Source organism: Streptomyces gobiensis, assembly GCF_021216675.1.
Classification (GTDB): Bacteria; Actinomycetota; Actinomycetes; order Streptomycetales; family Streptomycetaceae; genus Streptomyces; species Streptomyces gobiensis.
On record NZ_CP086120.1, the window covers coordinates 2,521,482 to 2,540,297 of the forward strand.

At 70.5% G+C, this 18,816-nt stretch carries 13 protein-coding genes and 2 pseudogenes; 2 read left to right on the forward strand and 13 right to left on the reverse strand.

The window, feature by feature from the left end:
* Positions 1 to 30: 30 nt before the first annotated feature.
* Positions 31 to 2,943, reverse strand: a complete 2,913-nt coding sequence (gene tmk / locus test1122_RS11595) for a dTMP kinase (RefSeq protein WP_232269099.1) — start codon at positions 2,941 to 2,943, stop codon at positions 31 to 33.
* Between the two features lie 544 nt (positions 2,944 to 3,487).
* Positions 3,488 to 6,298, reverse strand: a complete 2,811-nt coding sequence (gene topA / locus test1122_RS11600; protein ID WP_232269100.1) for a type I DNA topoisomerase — start codon at positions 6,296 to 6,298, stop codon at positions 3,488 to 3,490.
* Between the two features lie 242 nt (positions 6,299 to 6,540).
* On the opposite strand from topA, the pseudogene test1122_RS11605 reads away from it, so the two are divergent.
* Positions 6,541 to 6,937, forward strand: a pseudogene (locus tag test1122_RS11605) (DUF2752 domain-containing protein).
* Between the two features lie 20 nt (positions 6,938 to 6,957).
* Here the strand turns inward: test1122_RS11605 and test1122_RS11610 are convergent.
* From test1122_RS11610 to bldG, 6 genes are all read right to left on the reverse strand, one after another.
* Entirely contained in the window at positions 6,958 to 7,155 is a 198-nt protein-coding gene (locus test1122_RS11610) for a hypothetical protein (protein WP_232269101.1), read from the reverse strand.
* Between the two features lie 53 nt (positions 7,156 to 7,208).
* Positions 7,209 to 8,732: a DUF7059 domain-containing protein gene (locus test1122_RS11615; protein WP_232269102.1), complete on the reverse strand. Its 1,524-nt coding sequence runs from the start codon at positions 8,730 to 8,732 to the stop codon at positions 7,209 to 7,211.
* Between the two features lie 272 nt (positions 8,733 to 9,004).
* On the reverse strand, positions 9,005 to 9,610 hold the full coding sequence (locus tag test1122_RS11620; protein WP_232269103.1) for a small secreted protein: 606 nt from the start codon (positions 9,608 to 9,610) through the stop codon (positions 9,005 to 9,007).
* A 221-nt stretch (positions 9,611 to 9,831) separates the two neighbouring features.
* Positions 9,832 to 12,219, reverse strand: coding sequence for a sodium-translocating pyrophosphatase (locus test1122_RS11625; RefSeq protein ID WP_232269104.1), 2,388 nt, complete (start codon positions 12,217 to 12,219; stop codon positions 9,832 to 9,834).
* A gap of 343 nt (positions 12,220 to 12,562) precedes the next feature.
* Positions 12,563 to 13,009 carry an ATP-binding protein gene (locus tag test1122_RS11630; RefSeq protein WP_232269105.1) on the reverse strand — a complete coding sequence of 149 codons (447 nt, stop codon included), beginning with the start codon at positions 13,007 to 13,009 and terminating at the stop codon, positions 12,563 to 12,565.
* A gap of 96 nt (positions 13,010 to 13,105) precedes the next feature.
* A complete protein-coding gene (gene bldG / locus test1122_RS11635) occupies positions 13,106 to 13,447 on the reverse strand; it encodes an anti-sigma factor antagonist BldG (RefSeq protein ID WP_232269106.1) in 342 nt (113 codons plus the stop codon).
* Positions 13,448 to 13,636: 189 nt separating this feature from the next.
* Between bldG and test1122_RS11640 the strand changes: the two genes are divergently transcribed.
* A complete protein-coding gene (locus tag test1122_RS11640; protein ID WP_232269107.1) occupies positions 13,637 to 15,997 on the forward strand; it encodes a DEAD/DEAH box helicase in 2,361 nt (786 codons plus the stop codon).
* 291 nt (positions 15,998 to 16,288) lie between these two features.
* On the opposite strand, the pseudogene test1122_RS11645 reads toward test1122_RS11640, so the two are convergent.
* The 5 genes and pseudogenes from test1122_RS11645 to test1122_RS11665 form a co-directional block, all read right to left on the reverse strand.
* Positions 16,289 to 16,525: pseudogene (locus tag test1122_RS11645) on the reverse strand (Rv3654c family TadE-like protein); the annotation flags it as partial.
* A complete protein-coding gene (locus tag test1122_RS11650; RefSeq protein WP_232269108.1) occupies positions 16,509 to 16,862 on the reverse strand; it encodes a TadE family type IV pilus minor pilin in 354 nt (117 codons plus the stop codon). The pseudogene test1122_RS11645 and the gene test1122_RS11650, both read right to left, overlap by 17 nt.
* Complete coding sequence (locus test1122_RS11655; RefSeq protein WP_232271871.1) at positions 16,849 to 17,052, reverse strand: DUF4244 domain-containing protein; 204 nt, start codon at positions 17,050 to 17,052, stop codon at positions 16,849 to 16,851. Before test1122_RS11655 ends, test1122_RS11650 begins: the two co-directional genes overlap by 14 nt.
* A 79-nt stretch (positions 17,053 to 17,131) precedes the next feature.
* Positions 17,132 to 17,941 carry a type II secretion system F family protein gene (locus test1122_RS11660; protein WP_232269109.1) on the reverse strand — a complete coding sequence of 270 codons (810 nt, stop codon included), beginning with the start codon at positions 17,939 to 17,941 and terminating at the stop codon, positions 17,132 to 17,134.
* Positions 17,938 to 18,801: a type II secretion system F family protein gene (locus test1122_RS11665; RefSeq protein ID WP_232271872.1), complete on the reverse strand. Its 864-nt coding sequence runs from the start codon at positions 18,799 to 18,801 to the stop codon at positions 17,938 to 17,940. Before test1122_RS11665 ends, test1122_RS11660 begins: the two co-directional genes overlap by 4 nt.
* Positions 18,802 to 18,816: the final 15 nt, after the last annotated feature.

Consider the following 18,816-nt stretch of genomic DNA (forward strand, 5'->3'; position numbering starts at 1 on the left):
GCCGCCGCCGGTGCGAACGGCCCGCCTGGTTCAGCGGCGGCCTCTGCCGTCCTCGGGGTCCTCGTCGCGCTCTCGCGGGCCAAGCAGCTCATCGGCGAGGGTCGGGAGGTCGTCCATGGGCGTCTCCTCCGCCCACTCCCGGCGGCGGGTGCGCTCCTGGGGCTCCGCGGCCGCGGGGGTCTGCGGCAGCACGGCGGTCTCATCGGCGTCCGCGGGGACTTGCGGCAGCACGGCCGTCTCATCAGTGTCCGGCCGGGCGGGGGGCTGAGCGGGTTGAGCGGGCTGTGGGGGCTGTGGGGGCTTCGGCGGCTGCGGGGGCTGGACGCGGGGGACCTGGATGGTGTCCTCGTTGTCGGGGGCGTCGCGGGTGTCGGGGGTTTCGCGGTTATCGCGGTCGTCGCGTGTGGACTCCGTTGCCGCACGGGCCTGTTCGGCCCTCAGCAGGGCCTCCTCGGCCTTGCGCTGCTTCTCCAGCCGACGCTCCTCCGCCTGGGCGCGGAGCCGGGCCTCCTCCTCGGCCTGGCGGCGCAGCCGCTCCTGCTCCTCACGGCGGACCTGCTCCTCGGCCTCCCGGCGCTTGCGCTCCTCCTCCGCCTGGTGGCGGGCCTCCTCGGCCTCCTGGCGGCGGCGCTCCTCTTCCTCGGCACGGAGCTTGGCGAGCTGCGCCTGGCGCTCCCGCTCCAGCCGCTCCTCCTCGGCCTTACGCGCCGCCTCCTCGGCCGCACGCCGCTTACGTTCCTCCTCGGCCTTCTTACGGGCCTCCTCCTGCGCGTTGATCTCCTGCTCGGACAGCGGCAGGACCTGGTCGAGCCGGTGGCGTACGACCGTGGTGACCGCCTCCGGCTCCTGGCCCGCGTCCACGACGAGATAGCGGGTCGGGTCTGCGGCGGCCAGCGTCAGGAAGCCGGCGCGCACCCGCTTGTGGAAGTCGGCGGACTCCGACTCCAGCCGGTCCGGTGCCTCGGTGAAACGCTCGCGGGCGGTCTCCGGGGAGATGTCCAGCAGGACGGTGAGGTGCGGTACGAGCCCATCGGTGGCCCAGCGCGAGATACGGGCGATCTCGGTCGGCGACAGATCCCGGCCCGCGCCCTGGTAGGCGACGGAGGAGTCGATATAGCGATCCGAGATCACCACGGCGCCGCGCTCCAGTGCGGGCCGTACGACGGAGTCGATGTGCTCGGCGCGGTCGGCGGCGTAGAGCAGCGCCTCGGCACGGTGGGAGAGACCGGTGGAGGAAACATCGAGAAGGATGGACCGCAGCCGCTTGCCTATGGGGGTGGCGCCCGGTTCACGGGTGACGACCACCTCGTGGCCCTTGCCGCGGATCCACTCGGCAAGCGCCTCGGCCTGGGTGGATTTCCCGGCGCCGTCGCCGCCCTCAAGAACGAGGAAGAAGCCGGTGGGGAACGGGGCCTGAGCCGGGTCCCCGCCGCGCACCGCGTCGGCCAGGTCCCGGCGCAGCGGCACGCCCTGCCGGTCATCGACACGGCTGAGGACCAGTGCGGCGACCGGCAGGAGCAGGGCGCCAACAAGCATCAGGGTGAAGCCCGCGCCGCCGTATTCGAAGACGAACTTACCGCTCTCGACACGGTGTTCGCCGATCAGGCCCGCCAGGACCGGGGCCGTTATCGCGCTCACGGCGATGGTGAGCCGTACGACCGCGTGCAGATGCTCGGTGGTGCGGGGGCGGCGGAAGTCCTCGACCTCCTGGTCGAGCAGGGTGTGCCCGGCGTTCGCGGCCGTACCGGCGGCAAGGCCGGAGAGCAGGGCGGCCAGCAGCACGGTGGCGGTGTCGGAAGCGAGCCCGGTGACCAGCAGCGCCAGCCCGGTGACCGTGATGGCCAGGGCGAGCAGCCGTCGCCGGGAGAGGACCGGGGCCACCTTGGGTGCCCAGTGGATACCGCCGGCGGTGCCGCCGGTCAGGCCGAGCACCAGCAACGCGAAGGTGACCGGGCCGCCGCCGACGTCAACGGCGTGCAGCGCGGCGAGCGCCACGGCGGCGGCGATCGCGGCGGCGATGGCGGCAGCCGAGATCACGAGCAGCGGAATCGCGCCGGTACGGCCCTTGTCGGTGCCGGTCGCGGTCTTGGGGCGGCGCAGTCCCTCCAGCGGCGAGCGCGGGCGCGGGGTCTCGGTACCGGGGAGCTGGAGGAAGTAGAGGACCGAGACGGACGCGGCGAACAGTCCAGCGGCGACATAGGAGCCGAGTGCTGCCTGATGCTCGGAGAACCAGGCGATGCCCGTGCCGAGCAGATTGCTGATGAGGGTGATGACGAGCAGCGCGGCGGCGGCTGCTGGGAGCGCGAGGAAGCCGGTACGGATCCAGAGGCGGCGCAGGGCGTCATAGTGGTCGGGGAGGGGGCGTACGGCGGCACCCTCGGGCGGCGGCGCGGGGAGGAGCGCCGGAGCGGCGCTGTCCTTGGCGACGGTCCAGAAGCGCTCGGCGACGCCGGTGAGGAAGACGGTGATGAGGATGTACGCGTAGGCGTTGTCCGGGGTCCAGGTGATCCACAGCGGCGCGATGATCAGTAGCGCGAGGCGGACGCCGTCGGCGCTGATCATGGTCCAGCGGCGGTCGAGGGCGTTGCCGGGGGCGACGAGCGAGGACAGCGGGCCGAGCAGGACCGCACCGAAGAGCAGCGTGGCCAGTATGCGGGTGGCGAAAACGGCGGCGACGGCGAGCGCGACCCCGCTGTAGCCGGTACCGAAGGGGGGTGTGCCGCCCGTGACGACGACGCTCAGCGTCGCCTGCAGGGCGAGAAGCGTCAGTACGAGTACGGCGAGGGCGTCGGCGACACCGCTGACGCACTGGGCACTCCACAGCCGCCGCAGCGGGGCGTGGTTGAGGAGAGCCCGGACGGCGCGCTCGCGGGAGTCCGCGGCCAGGGCGTCGGAGGCGGGGTTCGTGGAGTTCCCAACCGGAGGCTGCTCTGCACGCGTCATATTGGCCAGCGTATCGGGAAGGGAGTGGGGGCGGGATGGCGCCCGAACGTTTGAGCAGGCTGCTGCCCGGCCGTACGTGGCTGGGGTGTCCCGCCGTGGGTGTTTTGTACCTGCCTCGGGTCCGTTGTGGGTCGGGGGTGGTCCGGGGTGGGCCGTTCCGGACCCATGATTTACGGCCCGACGCGCGGTTACGTTGAGTTGGCCGGTGGGGTCTGTGTCGGCCCACAAATCACGGGCAAGCGTCCGGAACAACCCACCCCTCCCCACCCCCTCACGCGTTGTGGGCACTCGGGCCGCCCGAGGGGCGGTGGGGGTCCCCCCATGCCCTTAAGGCTATGGGGGAGGGTGGGCACAACACCCGGCCACCGGCCCGCCCCGGGCCAACCCCGGGCCCCGGGGCGAAGCCCCGGTTACGGGAAGGGGCGGGATCGGGGAAACCCACCCACGGCACCCCGGATCCGGGCGGAGCCCGGCCACGCGGCGGAGCCGCATATCGGTACAGCGCCGGGAAGGCGGGGGGCAGCCGCAAGGCTCGGGGCCGGGGCTAGTCCGGCTTCTTCGTGGTGGTCTTCTTGGCGGCGGCCTTCTTCGCGGTCGCCTTCTTCGCCGTTGTCTTCTTCGCGGCGGCCTTCTTGGCCGGCGCCTTCTTCGCGGCCGTCTTCTTCGCCGTCGTCTTCTTCGCGGCCGTCTTCTTCTTCGCCGGGCCCTTGGCGCGCTTCTCCGCCAGGAGCTCGAAGGCTCGCTCGGGGGTGATCTCCTCTACGTCGTCGTCGCGGCGCAGTGTCGCGTTGGTCTCACCGTCCGTGACATACGGCCCGAAGCGGCCGTCCTTCACTACGACCGGGCGGTCGTTGGTGGGGTCGGTGCCCAGTTCCTTCAGCGGGGGCTTGGCGGCGGCGCGGCCACGCTGCTTGGGCTGGGCGTAGATGGCGAGGGCTTCGTCGAGGGTGATGGTGAAGAGCTGCTCCTCGCTCTCCAGGGAGCGGGAGTCGGTGCCCTTCTTGAGGTACGGGCCGTAGCGGCCGTTCTGGGCGGTGATCTCCTGGCCGGAGTCGGGGTCGGTGCCGACCACCCGGGGGAGGGAGAGGAGCTTGAGCGCGTCGTCCAGCGTGATCGTGTCGAGGGACATCGACTTGAAGAGCGAGGCCGTGCGTGGCTTGACCGCGTTCTTGCCGGTCTTCGGGGTGCCCTCGGGGAGGACCTCGGTGACGTACGGGCCGTAGCGGCCGTCCTTGGCGACGATGGGGTGGTTCGTGGCCGGGTCGATGCCGAGTTCGAAGTCGCCGCTGGGCTTGGCGAGCAGTTCCTCGGCGAGTTCGACGGTCAGCTCGTCCGGCGGGAGGTCGTCGGGGACATCGGCGCGCTGGCCGGTCTCGCCCTCGGGGCCGGGCTTTTCCACGTACGGGCCGTAGCGGCCCACGCGCAGGACGATGTCGTTGCCGACGGGGAAGGACGAGATGCCCTTGGCGTCGATCGCGCCCAGATCGGAGACGAGCTCCTTGAGCCCGCCGAGGTGGTCGCCGTCGCCGTTGCCCGCCTCGGCGGCGCCGCTGGCCTCGCCCTTGCCGAAGTAGAAGCGGCGCAGCCACGGCACGGCCTCGGCGTCGCCGCTGGCGATGCGGTCAAGGTCCTCTTCCATCTGGGCGGTGAAGTCGTAGTCGACCAGGCGGCCGAAGTGCTTCTCCAGAAGGCCGACGACGGCGAAGGAGAGGAAGGACGGCACGAGGGCTGTGCCCTTTTTGAAGACATAGCGGCGGTCGAGGATGGTGCTGATGATCGACGCGTAGGTGGAGGGACGGCCGATCTCTCGCTCTTCGAGCTCCTTGACGAGCGTCGCCTCGGTGTAGCGGGCCGGGGGCTTGGTGGCGTGGCCGTCGACCGAGATCTCGTCCGCGGTCAGGGCATCGCCCTCGGTGACCTGCGGGAGACGGCGCTCGCGGTCGTCAAGCTCGGCGTTGGGGTCGTCGGAGCCCTCGACATACGCCTTGAGGAAGCCGTGGAAGGTGATGATCTTGCCGGTGGTGCTGAACTCGGCGTCGCGGCCGTCGGCGGAGCGGCCGCCGACCTTGATGGTGACGGACTGGCCGGTGGCGTCCTTCATCTGGGAGGCGACGGTGCGCTTCCAGATCAGTTCGTAGAGCTTGAACTGGTCGCCGGTCAGCCCGGTCTCGGCGGGAGTGCGGAAGCGGTCGCCGGAGGGGCGGATCGCCTCGTGCGCTTCCTGGGCGTTCTTGACCTTGCCCGCGTAGGAGCGGGGCTTGTCCGGGAGGTAGTCGGCCCCGTAGAGCTGGGTGACCTGGGCGCGGGCGGCGGAGATCGCGGTGTCGGACAGGGTCGTGGAGTCCGTACGCATATAGGTGATGAAGCCGTTCTCGTACAGCTTCTGGGCCACCTGCATCGTGACCTTGGCACCGAAGCCGAGCTTGCGGCTGGCTTCCTGCTGGAGGGTCGTGGTGCGGAAGGGGGCGTACGGGGCCCGGCGGTACGGCTTGGACTCGACCGAGCGCACCGAGAAGTCGGTGTTGGCAAGGGCCTCGGCGAGGGCGCGGGCGTTCTCCTCGTTGAGGTGGAGCGTGTCGTTCTTGAGCGCGCCGTCCGGGCCGAAGTCGCGGCCCTGGGCGATACGGCGGCCGTCGACCGTGGTGAGGCGGGCCGTCAGCACGTTCGGGTCGGAGGAGTCACCGGCGCGACCGGTGTTGAAGGTGCCGGTCAGGTCCCAGTACTCGGCGGAGCGGAAGGCGATACGGTCGCGCTCGCGCTCGACGACGAGCCGGGTGGCGACGGACTGGACACGGCCCGCGGAGAGGCGGGGCATGACCTTCTTCCAGAGGACCGGCGAGACCTCGTAGCCGTAGAGGCGGTCGAGGATACGGCGGGTCTCCTGGGCGTCGACCAGGCGCTGGTTCAGATCCCGGGTGTTGTTGACGGCCTCACGGATGGCGTCCTTGGTGATCTCGTTGAAGACCATCCGGCGGACCGGGACCTTGGGCTTGAGCACTTCCTGGAGGTGCCAGGCGATGGCCTCGCCCTCCCGGTCCTCATCGGTGGCGAGGTAGAGCTCGTCGGAGTCGGCGAGGAGCTGCTTAAGCTTTTTGACCTGGTCTTTTTTGTCACTGTTGACGACGTAAAGCGGTTCGAAATCGTGATCGACGTTCACGCCCAAGCGGGCCCAGGGCTCGCCCTTGTACTTGGCGGGCACCTCGGCTGCGCCGTTCGGCAGGTCGCGAATGTGCCCGACGCTCGCCTCGACGACATAGCCAGGGCCAAGGTAGCCCTTGATCGTCTTCGCCTTGGCGGGCGACTCGACGATCACGAGTCGGCGCCCGCCGTTTGCGGTCTCGCTGGTCGGGGACAACTTCTCGCTCTTCTCTCCGGTCGACTGTCGGCACTTATGTGCACTGTGATGACGCTGCGGAGTGTGACGGTACCTCCCGGTCCCCTGTCAAACGGAAAAAGTCCGCAACGCCACTCGAACGGTAACCCGACAACCGTCATTCCTGCCGCTCGATGGCGGCTGGCAGTATGTCGGGATCATGGTGGCGACGGGTCTACGCCAGGTTTTCGGGGGCGGTTTCCGGTGCTGAGGAGCAGGTGAAAATGGGCCACGGTCGCCAGTCGGTCCACCCGGCCGTAGCACCGCTGGCCACGTTCGCGGCGGGCGGCGCGGGCGCGGCGTATCTGTGGGGGGTCAACCCGCACGAGGCGGGGAATCTGCTGCCACGCTGCCCCCTTCAACTGGGCCACCGGGCTGCTCTGCCCGGTCTGCGGCGGTACCCGGATGACGTACGACCTGCTGCACGGGGATCTGGCCGCCGCCTTCCAGGACAACGCGGCGCTGCTGACGCTGGGGGTTCCGGCAGCGGCGTATTTCGGCGGGCGCTGGCTTGTCGAAGCGCTGCGTGGGCGCCGCTATCAGCCAACGCTCAGCGGGCGTGGCACGGCGGTGGTGGTGGGGATCGCGCTGATCTGGATGATTGTCCGGAATGTGCGCTGAGCGGCGGGTGCCGCCGTCGCTCACAGGCTCAGCAGGAGCCCGAGGCCGGTAGTGACGAACGCCACGCCGAAGAGCACGCTGAGTACGGCCGCCGCGATGGGGTGGGCTCCGGCTGCGACCGGCTCGCCCCGCCGGAGCCGGGTCGCGGTCCACAGCAGCAGCGCCATGCCGAACAGCGTGCAGACGGCTCCGGTGAAAACGGCGGGTGGGCTCTCCATGACGGCGAGCGTGCCACCCGACGGCGACATACATACGAACTGCGGGTGAATGCTCAACGGTCCGCGGGAAGGAGAAAACCCTGCTCGACCAGGAGCCGGATGGCCTGCGGGGTGCGGTCGCGGAGCTGTACGGGGTCCTCGCCGACAAGCTGGGCGATGGCGTCGAGGATGCGCCCGGCGGGCAGGGATCCGTCACAGACGCCCGCGAAGCCCGCGCCGACCGTATCGACCTGGGTCGCCCGGCGCATACCGCGGTGCTGGCGGAATACGACGTGCTCAGGGTCCTCGGCACCGGGGGCGCCGACCTGCTCCTGTACGACATCGTCGGCGAGCCGGAAGTGGGTGTTGAGGAGAGCCGCGTCATCATGGGTGCGGAGGAAGTCCTGGCGCTCGAAGTGGGAACGTACGGCGTCACCGAGCGGCTGTTCGACCGGGTGAGCCCACTCCTCGATGGTGATGGACGGAGCGTTGGTTTCTGTTTTACGCAGGGTGATCCAGCCGAAGCCGATGGCGTGCGTATTGCTCTGTTCGAACGCGTCCAGCCAGGCGTCGTAGCGGGCCGCGTATTCGGCTGGATCGGAGCGGTGGTCACCACTGTCGCGCAGCCATAGCTCGGCGTACTGGGTGATGTCCTGCACCTCACGCTGGACGATCCAGGCGTCACAGCCGCCCGGCACCCAGGAGCGGAGCCGGTCGCGCCAGTCCTCGCCCTCGATGTGCTGCCAGTTGGCCAGCAGCTGGCAGTAGCCGCCCTCGGTGAGGTGGTCGACGGAGTTCTGGACGAGGGTGCGGCACACATCGTCGCCCGCCATACCGCCATCGCGGTATGTGAGGCGTGCGCCGGGCGAGATGACAAAGGGCGGGTTGGAGACGATCAGGTCGTACGGGTCCTCGCGGGCGACCGGTTCATAGAGTGAGCCCTCGCGCAGGTCGGGCGCGGGTGCCCCGGAGAGGGCCAGGGTGAGCCCGGCGAAGCGCAGGGCGCGGGGGTTGAGGTCGGTGGCGGTGACATGGGTGGCGTGCTGGGCGGCGTGCAGGGCCTGGACGCCGGAGCCGGTGCCGAGGTCCAGGGCGCGGGCGACGGGCGTACGGACCGTGATTCCGGCCAGGGTGGTGGAGGCGCCGCCGACGCCGAGGACGATGTCCTCGCTGCGCTGGGGCCTGCCTTCCGGGGTTCGAATGCCCGCGGCGCCGCCGACCGCGCAGCCCAGATCGGAGACGATCCACCAGTCCTGCCCCTGGGGTCCGCCGAAGGGGCGGATGTCTACGGTCGCGCGGACGGCGCCGCCATCCTGGACAAGCCAGTTGTCGGCGAGGGCATCGGCTGCCGGGAGGGCGGCGCGGGCTCGCTCGTAGGGCACCGGATGCTGGAGGAGGAAGAGCCGCACCAGGGTCTCCAGCGGCCCGTCACCCCGGGTGGCGCGCAGGGCGGGCACGGTCTCGCTGCGGGCGAGGGCCGCGTAGGCGGGGGCGCCGAGGAGTTCGAGGAGGCCGTCCGCCGTAAAGGAGACGGCCAGGAACGCGTCGCGCAGCCGGGGAATGGTGGTGCTGGTGGCGGTGGGGAGGTGCGTACTCACGGCCCCATTGTGTCCCGGAACCCTGCTACGGGGTGGGCGAAGTCGTCGTGGCTGGTGTGGGTGGCGGGTTGCCTTGCGGGGTTGAGCCCGGAACCCGGCTGCGGGGTGGACGCAGGCGGCGTGGGTGGTGCGGGGTGGTAGGTGCCCTGCCGGGTTGAACCCCGAACCCCGCTGCAGGGTGGACGCGGGCGCCCTGGCTGGATCGCGCCGCCGAACCCGGCTGCGGGGGCCAGCGTCGGCGGCTCCTGGGCTGGGAGCCGCCGGGGGGCTGGTCAGGCTGGTGGGGAGGGCAGGGGGGTGGTGGGGGTAGGAGTGGGGCTGGGGGTCGCCCCGGGCGATGCCTGGCAGCCCTCCTGCTCGGACATGGCCCGGCCGAGCTCACCGGACTGGAGCTTGTTCAGCGACTCATCACCGCTCGTGCCGAGCTTGTTGAGCTCCTCGACGATCTCCTTGAGGCCGTCGGCGAACTTCGCCTGGTCCTTGGTGTCCATCGCGTCGATCTTGTTCTTCAGACCGGCGTAGGACGAGGAGATGGCGTTGAGCTCCTTCACCGCGTCCTGCTGGAGCTCGGCGCCGTCCTCGACCGGCGGCGGGCCCGCCTCGTCAACCGCCGTGGCGAGGGACTTATAGGCGTCGCTGATCTGCTGGAAGGCCCTGGAATCAGCCTTCTTGACCTCTTCCGGCGAGCTGTCCTTGCTGCTCACCTCGTCGATGGTGGCGTTGGCGTCCTGGATCCTCTCCACCTGGGGCTGGACCTCGTCACAGACCTCCTTGGCCCACGCGTCGGTTTCGTTGTCGCCGTCGTCGCCACCGCAGCCGGTCAGCGCCACTGCCAGTACCACGCTGCCGCACAGCGCGGTCGCGAGCTTCTTGTTCACCGGATCCGTCCCTTCCGTGACTTCCCGGCCCGGAAGATACACGCCAAGGGGGTGGTCGCGGCGAGTTGGGTGAGGGACTTGGCTGCTTTTAAGGGGTAATGCAGCCATTTGCACCAAGGGGTTTCTCCCGGAGGCGAACATACGGGCGGGCGGCGTGCTCAAAGCACACCGCCCGCCCGGTCGTTGGGAGCGTAAACCGGTCGTTGGGACCGTAAGGCCGCTTAGGAGGCCGCTACGGGGTCGGTTGACTTGGCTGTGTTGTCAGGGTTGCCCTCACCGCCCATCGTGACGCCGCGCCGCTTGGAGGCGTAGACGGCGCTGACGATGACGGCGATGGCGATGACGGCGATGGAGATACGGGCGAGCAGGCTGGCCTGGTCCCCGTAGGAGAACATCACCACAGCGGGGGCGATCAGCAGCGCCACCAGGTTCATCACCTTCAGCAGCGGGTTGATCGCGGGCCCGGCGGTGTCCTTGAACGGGTCGCCGACCGTATCGCCGATGACGGTGGCGGCGTGCGCCTCGCTGCCCTTGCCGCCGTGGTGACCGTCCTCGACGAGCTTCTTGGCGTTGTCCCAGGCGCCGCCGGAGTTGGCCAGGAAGACGGCCATCAGGATGCCGGTGCAGATGGCGCCCGCGAGGAAGGACGCGAGCGCGCCGACGCCCAGGGAGAAGCCGACGGCGATGGGGGACATCACCGCGAGCAGACCGGGCGTGGACAGCTCCCGCAGCGCGTCCTTGGTGCAGATGTCGACGACGCGCCCGTACTCCGGCTTCTCGGTGTAGTCCATGATCCCGGGGTGCTCACGGAACTGCCGCCGTACCTCGTAGACCACCGCGCCCGCGGACCGGGAGACGGCGTTGATGGCCAGCCCGGAGAAGAGGAAGACGACAGCGGCGCCGAGGATCAGACCGACGAGGTTGTTCGGCTGCGAGATATCGAGGCTCAGGCCCATCTCCTCGGCCCTGACGTTGTACTCGATGACGGCGTTGCCGATCGCGTCCCGGTACGAGCCGAAGAGCGCCGCGGCGGCGAGGACCGCCGTGGCGATGGCGATGCCCTTGGTGATGGCCTTGGTGGTGTTGCCGACGGCGTCGAGGTCGGTGAGAACCTGGGCACCGGCGCCCCGCACATCGCCCGACATCTCGGCGATGCCCTGAGCGTTGTCGGAGACCGGGCCGAAGGTGTCCATGGCGACGATGACACCGACGGTGGTGAGCAGACCGGTACCGGCCAAGGCGATGGCGAACAGCGCCAGCATGACGGAGGTGCCGCCGAGCAGGAAGGCACCGTAGACGCTGAGCCCAATGAGCAGCGCGGTGTAGACCGCGGACTCCAGACCGAGGGAGACCCCGGAGAGGATCACCGTCGCGGGGCCGGTCAGCGAGGTCTTGCCGACATCGCGTACGGGCTTGCGGCTGGTCTCGGTGAAGTACCCGGTGAGCTGCTGGATGAGTGCGGCGAGCACGATGCCGATGGCGACCGCGACCAGGGCGAACACACGCGGGTCGCCGCCGTGGGCAGCGATCTCGGTGTCCGTGATGCCGTTCAACTCGGCGAAGGTGGCGGGGAGGTAGGTGAAGGCGGTGATCCCCACCAGCACCAGCGAGATAATCGCGGAGATGAAGAAACCGCGGTTGATGGCGGTCATACCGCTGCGGTCGCTCCGCCGGGGGACGACCACGAAGACGCCGATCATCGCGGTGAGGACACCGATGGCCGGGACCATCAGCGGGAAGGCGAGACCGGCGTCGCCGAAGGCGACGGTGCCCAGGATCAGGCTGGCGACGAGGACGACGGCATACGACTCAAAGAGGTCGGCGGCCATGCCCGCGCAGTCGCCGACATTGTCGCCGACGTTGTCCGCGATGGTGGCGGCGTTACGCGGGTCGTCCTCGGGGATGCCCTTCTCGACCTTGCCGACGAGGTCGGCGCCGACGTCGGCGGCCTTGGTGAAGATACCGCCGCCGACACGCATGAACATCGCGATCAGCGCGGCACCGAGACCGAAGCCCTCCAGCACCTTGGGGGCGTCGGCGGCGTAGACGAGCACCACGCAGGCGGCGCCGAGCAGACCGAGGCCGACAGTGAACATGCCGACCACACCGCCGGTCCGGAAAGCGATCTTCATCGCCTTGTGGGAGACCGCGGTGAGGTCCTTGGCGGGTTCACCCTCCGCTGGAGTGGCCTCGCGTGCGGCGGCGGCGACGCGCACATTGCTGCGTACCGCGAGCCACATGCCGATATAGCCGGTGGCCGCCGAGAAAGCGGCTCCGACCAGGAAGAACACTGAGCGGCCAATGCGCTGGTTCATATCATCGGCCGGTAGCAGCATGAGCAGGAAGAAGACCGCTACGGCGAAAATGCCGAGCGTGCGCAACTGTCGTGCGAGGTAGGCATTGGCGCCTTCCTGCACAGCGGCAGCGATCTTCTTCATGCTGTCGGTGCCTTCACCGGCCGCGAGCACCTGGCGTACCAGCACCACGGCGACGGCCAGGGCAGCCACAGCGACCGCGGCGATCACCAGCACCAGGCCGCGGTTGCCCGAGGTGAGCACCGCGTCGGCGAGCTGGTGATGGTTCTGAAGAGGGGGGAGTTGCCCCGCCATTCGTCCTCCTTGACGTTTGGCACATGGGCGCGCGCAAACACGCTCAGGTGTCCTGCTGCAAAGATGTGGACGGATTCTAGGGAGCCGCCCTTGATCAAAACAGGGCGCGGCAGTGGGAATTCGCCTGCACTAGCGAAGATCAAAAGTCTACGGGCTTGGGAATTCCCTCACAAGGAGGAATGGCGAAAATTGACTGACACTCTGGAAATGATCACATTAACGGTCTATGAGACATGGCTGCGGCCCTGCTCAGCAGGGCTGCGGCGGCCAGACAGGTGACGCCGGACGCGGGCGCCGGAAGAAGACAGTCACGAGCCTCTGGGGCGGGCCATCAGGGGAACGGTCAGTGGAGCACGGGAGCCGGAGTGGTCGGCCAGGTCATCCGAATGAGGCCACCGCGCTCGTCGGTAGTCACCTCGACATCGTCGACCAGCCCGCTGATCACCGCGAGCCCCATCTCGCCATTGCCCTCCGCCGACTCCTCCTCGCCGGGCTCGGCGGGTGCTTCATGCCCGCCTGCCGCCTGGCTGGGGGTGACGATCGGTACGTCATCGCCGACCTCGATGGAGAACTTCTTCTCGTCCTCGATCAGCGCCACCCGCACCGGAGTATCCAGGCCGTTGCTTATATGCAGCCCGACGGCGCGGCTGCACGCCTCGCCCACAGCAAGCCGCACCTCATCCAGCACCGCCTCATCGACCCCGGCCCGCCGGGCCACGGCAGCCGCCACCAGCCGTGCTGTCCGCACATGCTCGGGCAGCGCGCTGAAACGCAATTCGACGGTAGCCATGCATCCCCCTGGAGGTTGTACGGGCGTGCCTCCCAGGGGCCGGGCCGCCTACGGCAGCCGGGGCCCCTGGCGCGGCCTCTTGGGACTCGAAATCCGTCAGTCGGTGGCCGAGACGGCGTCGTCGACCGAGGTGTGGATCGGGAACACCTTGGTCAGCCCAGTGATCCGGAAGATCTTGAGAATGCGCTCCTGGTTGCAGACCAGGCGCAGCGAACCCTCATGGGCACGCACCCGCTTGAGGCCGCCGACGAGCACGCCGAGACCAGTGGAGTCGAGGAAGTCAACACGCTCCATATCCACGACGAGATGGAAGCGCCCATCGTTCACCAGCTCCACAAGCTGCTCCCGCAGCTTGGGAGCGGTGTATACATCGATCTCTCCACCAACCTCGACGATCGTACGATCGCCGACGGTACGGGTCGACAGGGACAGGTCCACGGATCCTCCAGCACCTTGCTATCGAGCGGTCGCCCCCTGGCGTCTTCCCCACCCTGGGGCAGGGAATGGGGTCTCCCCACCGAAGGTAGGGGACTGATCGGCAGCCGCAGAGGCATTCAATCACTTACCCACGGTGTGCACGATGCCTTGCGGCCATTGTCCGGCCTGCCAGTGACACACTCGATGCCGATGGCAAGTAACCAGCACCCACGCTCGGCGGGCCCCCGCCCCGCCCCGCCGTCACCCCGGACAGTCCTCGAAAGACTCGCCGCCGGGGTGAGCCGAGGTACGCGCATCACCCATACGGAGCATTTGCCCCCTCGGCTCGGACGTCATGCGGACTGGCCCGAACCGATCCGGGCGGAAGTGATCGAAGCCGTTCAGGCAGCGGGGATCGAGCGGCCCTGGGAACACCAGGCTCGTACCGCCGAGCACGCGCTGCGCGGCACGTCCGTGGTCGTCGCGACCGGCACCGCCTCGGGTAAGTCGCTCGCCTACGCCCTGCCCGTGCTCAGCGCGCTGCTGGACGGCTCCGAGGCGCCCAACGGGCGGGGGACCACCGCCCTCTATCTCGCCCCGACCAAGGCGCTCGCCGCCGACCAGCGGCGGGCCCTGGGCGAGCTGGCCGCCCCGCTGGGCAACGCCGTGCGCCCGGCCGTCTACGACGGCGACACCCCGGTCGAGGAGCGCGAGTGGGTACGGCAGTACGCCAACTATGTGCTCACCAACCCCGACATGCTGCACCGCGGCCTCCTCCCAGCTCATCCCCGCTGGTCCTCCTTTCTGCGCGCGCTGCGCTATGTCGTCGTCGACGAGTGCCATACCTACCGGGGAGTCTTCGGCTCCCATGTCGCCCAGGTGCTGCGCCGACTGCGCCGGATCGCCGCCCGCTACGGCGCCGAACCGGTCTTTCTGCTCGCCTCCGCGACCGCCGCCGAGCCCGGCACGGCCGCCACCCGGCTCACCGGGGTGCCCATCACGGAGATCACCGAGGACACCTCACCCCGCGGTGAACTCGCCTTCGCCCTCTGGGAGCCGCCGCTCACCGAGCTGCGGGGTGAGCGCGGCGCGCCGGTACGCCGTACCGCCACCGCCGAGACCGCCGAACTCCTCACCGACCTGGCCGTCCAGCGGGTCCGCACGGTCGCCTTCGTCCGCTCCCGCCGGGCAGCGGAACTGATCTCCATGATCGCCCAGGAGCGGCTGGCTGAGGTGGACCGCTCGCTGGCGGGCCGGGTCGCCGCCTACCGGGGTGGCTATCTGCCCGAAGAGCGCCGGGCTCTGGAGCGCGCCCTGCACACCGGTGAGCTGCTGGGGCTCGCCGCCACCACCGCGCTGGAGCTCGGGGTGGACGTCTCCGGCCTGGACGCCGTCCTGCTCGCCGGATACCCGGGCACCCGCGCCTCCCTGTGGCAGCAGGCGGGCCGCGCCGGACGGCAGGGCCAAGGTGCCCTCGCCATCCTCATCGCCCGGGACGATCCGCTGGACACCTACCTCGTCCACCACCCGGAGGCACTCTTCCGGCAGCCCGTCGAGACCACCGTCCTCGACCCCGACAATCCCTATGTCCTCGCCCCCCATCTGTGCGCCGCCGCAGCCGAGATCCCGCTGACCGAGTCCGACTTCCCGCTCTTCGGTCCCTCGGCCGCCGAGCTCATACGCCACCTGGAGCAGCGCAAGCTGCTCCGCCGCCGTGGCTCGGCCTGGTACTGGACCCGGCGTGAGCGGGCCGCCGATCTCACCGACATCCGGGGCGAGGGCGGCCAGCCCGTCCAGGTCGTGGAGGCCGGCACGGGACGGCTGCTGGGCACCGTCGACGCCTCCGCTGCCCACACGACCGTCCATGAGGGCGCGGTCCACCTTCACCAAGGCCGTAGCTACGTCGTCCAGCAGCTGGACCTGGAGGAATCGGTGGCTCTGGTCGAGGAGGCGAGCCCGCCATGGTCGACCATGGCCCGCGACACCACCGCCATCGCCGTCCTGGAGACCGACACCGAAGTCCCCTGGGGGGACGGCCGATTGTGCTTCGGCTCGGTGGAGGTCACCAACCAGGTCGTCTCCTATCTGCGCCGTAAGCTCCTCACCGGTGAGGTCCTTGGCGAGACCAAGCTCGATCTGCCGCCCCGGACGCTGCGCACTCGCGCGGTGTGGTGGACGGTCACCGAGGACCAGCTGGATGCCGCCCGGATCAGCCCGGAGGTGCTGCCCGGTGCCCTGCACGCCGCCGAGCACGCGGCCATCGGCATGCTGCCGCTGTTCGCCACCTGTGACCGCTGGGACATCGGCGGTGTCTCCGTACCGCTGCACCGCGACACCCTTCTTCCGACGGTCTTCGTCTACGACGGCCACCCTGGCGGGGCGGGATTCGCCGAACGCGCCTTCCATACGGCGCGGGAGTGGCTGGCCGCCACGCGCGAGGCGATCGCCGCCTGTGAGTGTGAGAGCGGCTGCCCTTCCTGTATCCAGTCGCCCAAGTGCGGCAACGGTAATGATCCGCTGCATAAGCGCGGTGCGATTCGGTTGCTCGCGGAGCTGCTGAAGGGAGGGTAGGGGTGGCTGGGTGGGTGGGAGTTCCCCTAAGCCCGCCCCTTCCCGGAAACCGGGGCTTCGCCCCGGGGCCGCGGGGTTTACCGGTGCGGGCCGGTGGGCCGGTGTTGTGCCCTCCCGTGCCGCCCCTCTGGGGGTCTGGGGGCGAGGCCCACACCTCGTCGTGGGGGTGCCGGGGAGGGCGGCTGGGCAGGGTTTTGCCCGGGAGCGGGATTGGGGGGTGTATGGGCCCCATGCCACCTGTGCCGTGAGATCGGCGATTCCGTCTTGGACCACGCACCGCGTCACCCGGGCACCCTGTGCTTCGGCGACCCGGCGGGCGGCCGCGCAGGCCGGGCCCGCGCCTTCCAGCGCGTGGTCAGCGGCGGCCAGGGCAGCCAAGTCCGCCGCCCCGCCAGCCCGATGACGGGCGGACACCGCCTGACCCAGCGCCAGCACCGCCGCGAACACCACACACAGCACCGTCGCGCAGGCCACCGCCCATACCGATGCCGAGCCCCGGTCCCGCGTGACCTCAGGATTCCTCCGCATGGGCCACCGCCTCCGCCCGCACCCCTATGGTCAGTGGGCCAGGACCGGCCGAGCGGGCGGAGACCCGCACCCGGACCAGCTCGCCCTCCCGCGCCAGCTCCACCTCCGCGCCGCGGGGCGCCACCGAGCGGGCCACCGCCATGGACTTGGCGAAAGGCTCGGCCCGGGCGGCGGCGCGGGCACCCGCCCGCGCCGCGTCCACGCACTGGATCTGCGCGGCCGCCACCAGCACGCCCCAGGCCAGCATCGCGGTGAGCAGTACCAGGGACGGCACTACGACGGCCGTCTCGGCGGTGACTTGCCCCCGGTCGGGCCCGTGCCAGTCAGAAAGCGGCATTGAGCGCCCTCTCGACGAGCCGCTGCACCGCCGAGCTGACGGGATCGCTGGTGACCACCTTGTAGAGCACGGCTGCGAAGCCACTCGCCGCGATCGTGCCCACGGCGTATTCGGCGGTGCTCATTCCGATGTCCCGGGGCCGGTCGCGCAGGGCGCGACAGACTCGTGCCACTCGTGCCACTCGTCCCATGAGTGCTGGCATGGCTTTTCTCCTCGTGTGTCAGGTGTGCCTTTTCGGATTCAGAGCAGTTCAGAGCAGTCAGAGCGGTTCAGAGCAGTGATGTGGCGAGTCCGATGACTACGGGGACCACTCCCGCGAGCAGAAAGGCGGGCAGGAAGCACAGCCCCAGCGGGGCGGTGACCAGTACCCCGGCCCGGCGAGCCCGTGCCGTCGCGGTACGCGCCTGACGGGCCCGGCATTCAGCCGCCAGCCTGCTCACCGGTTCCACGGCCGGTGCTCCGGATGCCTGGGAGCGTTCCAGACAGCGGGCCAGCGCGACGGCGTCCGGCAGCTCGGCGAGTCGCACCCAGGCCGCCGCCGGTTCAGCGCCGAGGCGTAGCTCGGCGGCGGACCGAAGCAGCCGTTCCCCGACCGGGCCGCCGAGGGAGTCCCCGACCGCCCGGGCCGCTTCCCGTGGCCCCGATCCAGCGGCGAGGCAGGCTGCCATCAGCTCTGCGGTGAGCGGCAGTTGTGCCGCCGCGACCCGCTCCTGGGCCGCCTTGGCGGCCTGCTCGCCGGGGACCGTGTGCTGTCGCAGCCACCGCCATATGCCGAAGGCCACCGCGAGTCCCACCAGCAATCCGGCCACTCCGCCCAGGAAGATGAACCCGAGCGATCCGGCGCCCAGCGCCGCCAGGCCATCTCGCTGCGGCCCCTGCCGCATCGCCCGTGACCATGGCCCGGACGGCCGCCAGGCTTGTATCCGGAGTGCCGGCTGCGGGGCCGCCCCGAGCAGCGTGGCCAGCCGTCTGCCCCGCGCGCGTTCCCGGCGGCTCGCCAGCACCGCGCCGAGCGGTGTCAGCACGGCCAGAGCGACCAGAAAAGTTGTCCACAGCCTGTGCATGGTCTCTGCGCTCATGCCGCCTTCGCCCCTTCCGCCGCTCGTACGATCTGGGCGACCCAGGCCAGCCCGGCCCACTCCAGCAGCCCGGCGGCGGCCAGCACGCCCCAGCCCACCGGGGAGTGCAGCAGTACCCGTAGCGGCTCGGCACCCATGGCGGTGCCCAGCAGCAGCCCGAACAGCGGCAGCAGGGCCAGCACCAGCGCCGTTGAACGCGGACCCGCCAACTGGGCCCGCAGCTCCTCCCGTTGCTCCCGTTCGGCACGCAGCGCGTCCGCCACCCGGTCCAGCCCATCGGCGAGCCCCGCGCCGCCATCCACCGCCACCTGCCAGCACGCGGCGACCCCAGCGAGCCCGCCCGCCCCCGGCTCCCGGGCCGCCCGGCGCAGCGCCCCCGGCACATCCCCGCCGAAGCGAGCCGCCGCGAGCACGGCGGACCCGGCCTGCCCGAGCCCTCCCGCCCCCGAGGCCAACAGGGCCCGCTCCGGCTGCTGCCCGGCCCGCAGCTCGGCAGCGACACCGGCACACAGCTCGATGACCGCACCCTCCCGCCGCTCGGCCGCCCGCCGCCGCTCGCGCCGACGCAGCCACCGCCCCAGCAGCGGTACCGCCGCTACCGCCGCCAGCAGCGGAAGCACCGACTCCGCCAGCACCGCCAGCACACCGCCGACCGGGAGGCACAGCCACTGCCGCCCCACCCTCCCGGCGAACCGCCGCACGGCACCGCCCAGCGCGACGATCCGCCCACCGGGCACCGGCCGACCACGACCGACCGCCCCAGCACCAGTCACGCCATCACCAGCCGAGCCATCACCGGCCGCGCAACCGCCGGCCAGCAGCAGCCGCGCCCGGCGGGAGCCGGCATCCGGGCCACCCATCAGCCAGGCCGCCGC

What these genes read in the sequence shown, in the direction of transcription:
- tmk (WP_232269099.1), bottom strand. Translation starts at nt 2,943, where the DNA reads ATGACGCGTGCAGAGCAGCCTCCGGTTGGGAACTCCACGAACCCCGCC.
- test1122_RS11610 (WP_232269101.1), bottom strand. Translation starts at nt 7,155, where the DNA reads ATGGAGAGCCCACCCGCCGTTTTCACCGGAGCCGTCTGCACGCTGTTC.
- test1122_RS11625 (WP_232269104.1), bottom strand. Translation starts at nt 12,219, where the DNA reads ATGGCGGGGCAACTCCCCCCTCTTCAGAACCATCACCAGCTCGCCGAC.
- test1122_RS11630 (WP_232269105.1), bottom strand. Translation starts at nt 13,009, where the DNA reads ATGGCTACCGTCGAATTGCGTTTCAGCGCGCTGCCCGAGCATGTGCGG.
- test1122_RS11640 (WP_232269107.1), top strand. Translation starts at nt 13,637, where the DNA reads ATGGCAAGTAACCAGCACCCACGCTCGGCGGGCCCCCGCCCCGCCCCG.
- test1122_RS11650 (WP_232269108.1), bottom strand. Translation starts at nt 16,862, where the DNA reads ATGCCGCTTTCTGACTGGCACGGGCCCGACCGGGGGCAAGTCACCGCC.
- test1122_RS11655 (WP_232271871.1), bottom strand. Translation starts at nt 17,052, where the DNA reads ATGGGACGAGTGGCACGAGTGGCACGAGTCTGTCGCGCCCTGCGCGAC.
- test1122_RS11660 (WP_232269109.1), bottom strand. Translation starts at nt 17,941, where the DNA reads ATGAGCGCAGAGACCATGCACAGGCTGTGGACAACTTTTCTGGTCGCT.
- test1122_RS11665 (WP_232271872.1), bottom strand. Translation starts at nt 18,801, where the DNA reads ATGGGTGGCCCGGATGCCGGCTCCCGCCGGGCGCGGCTGCTGCTGGCC.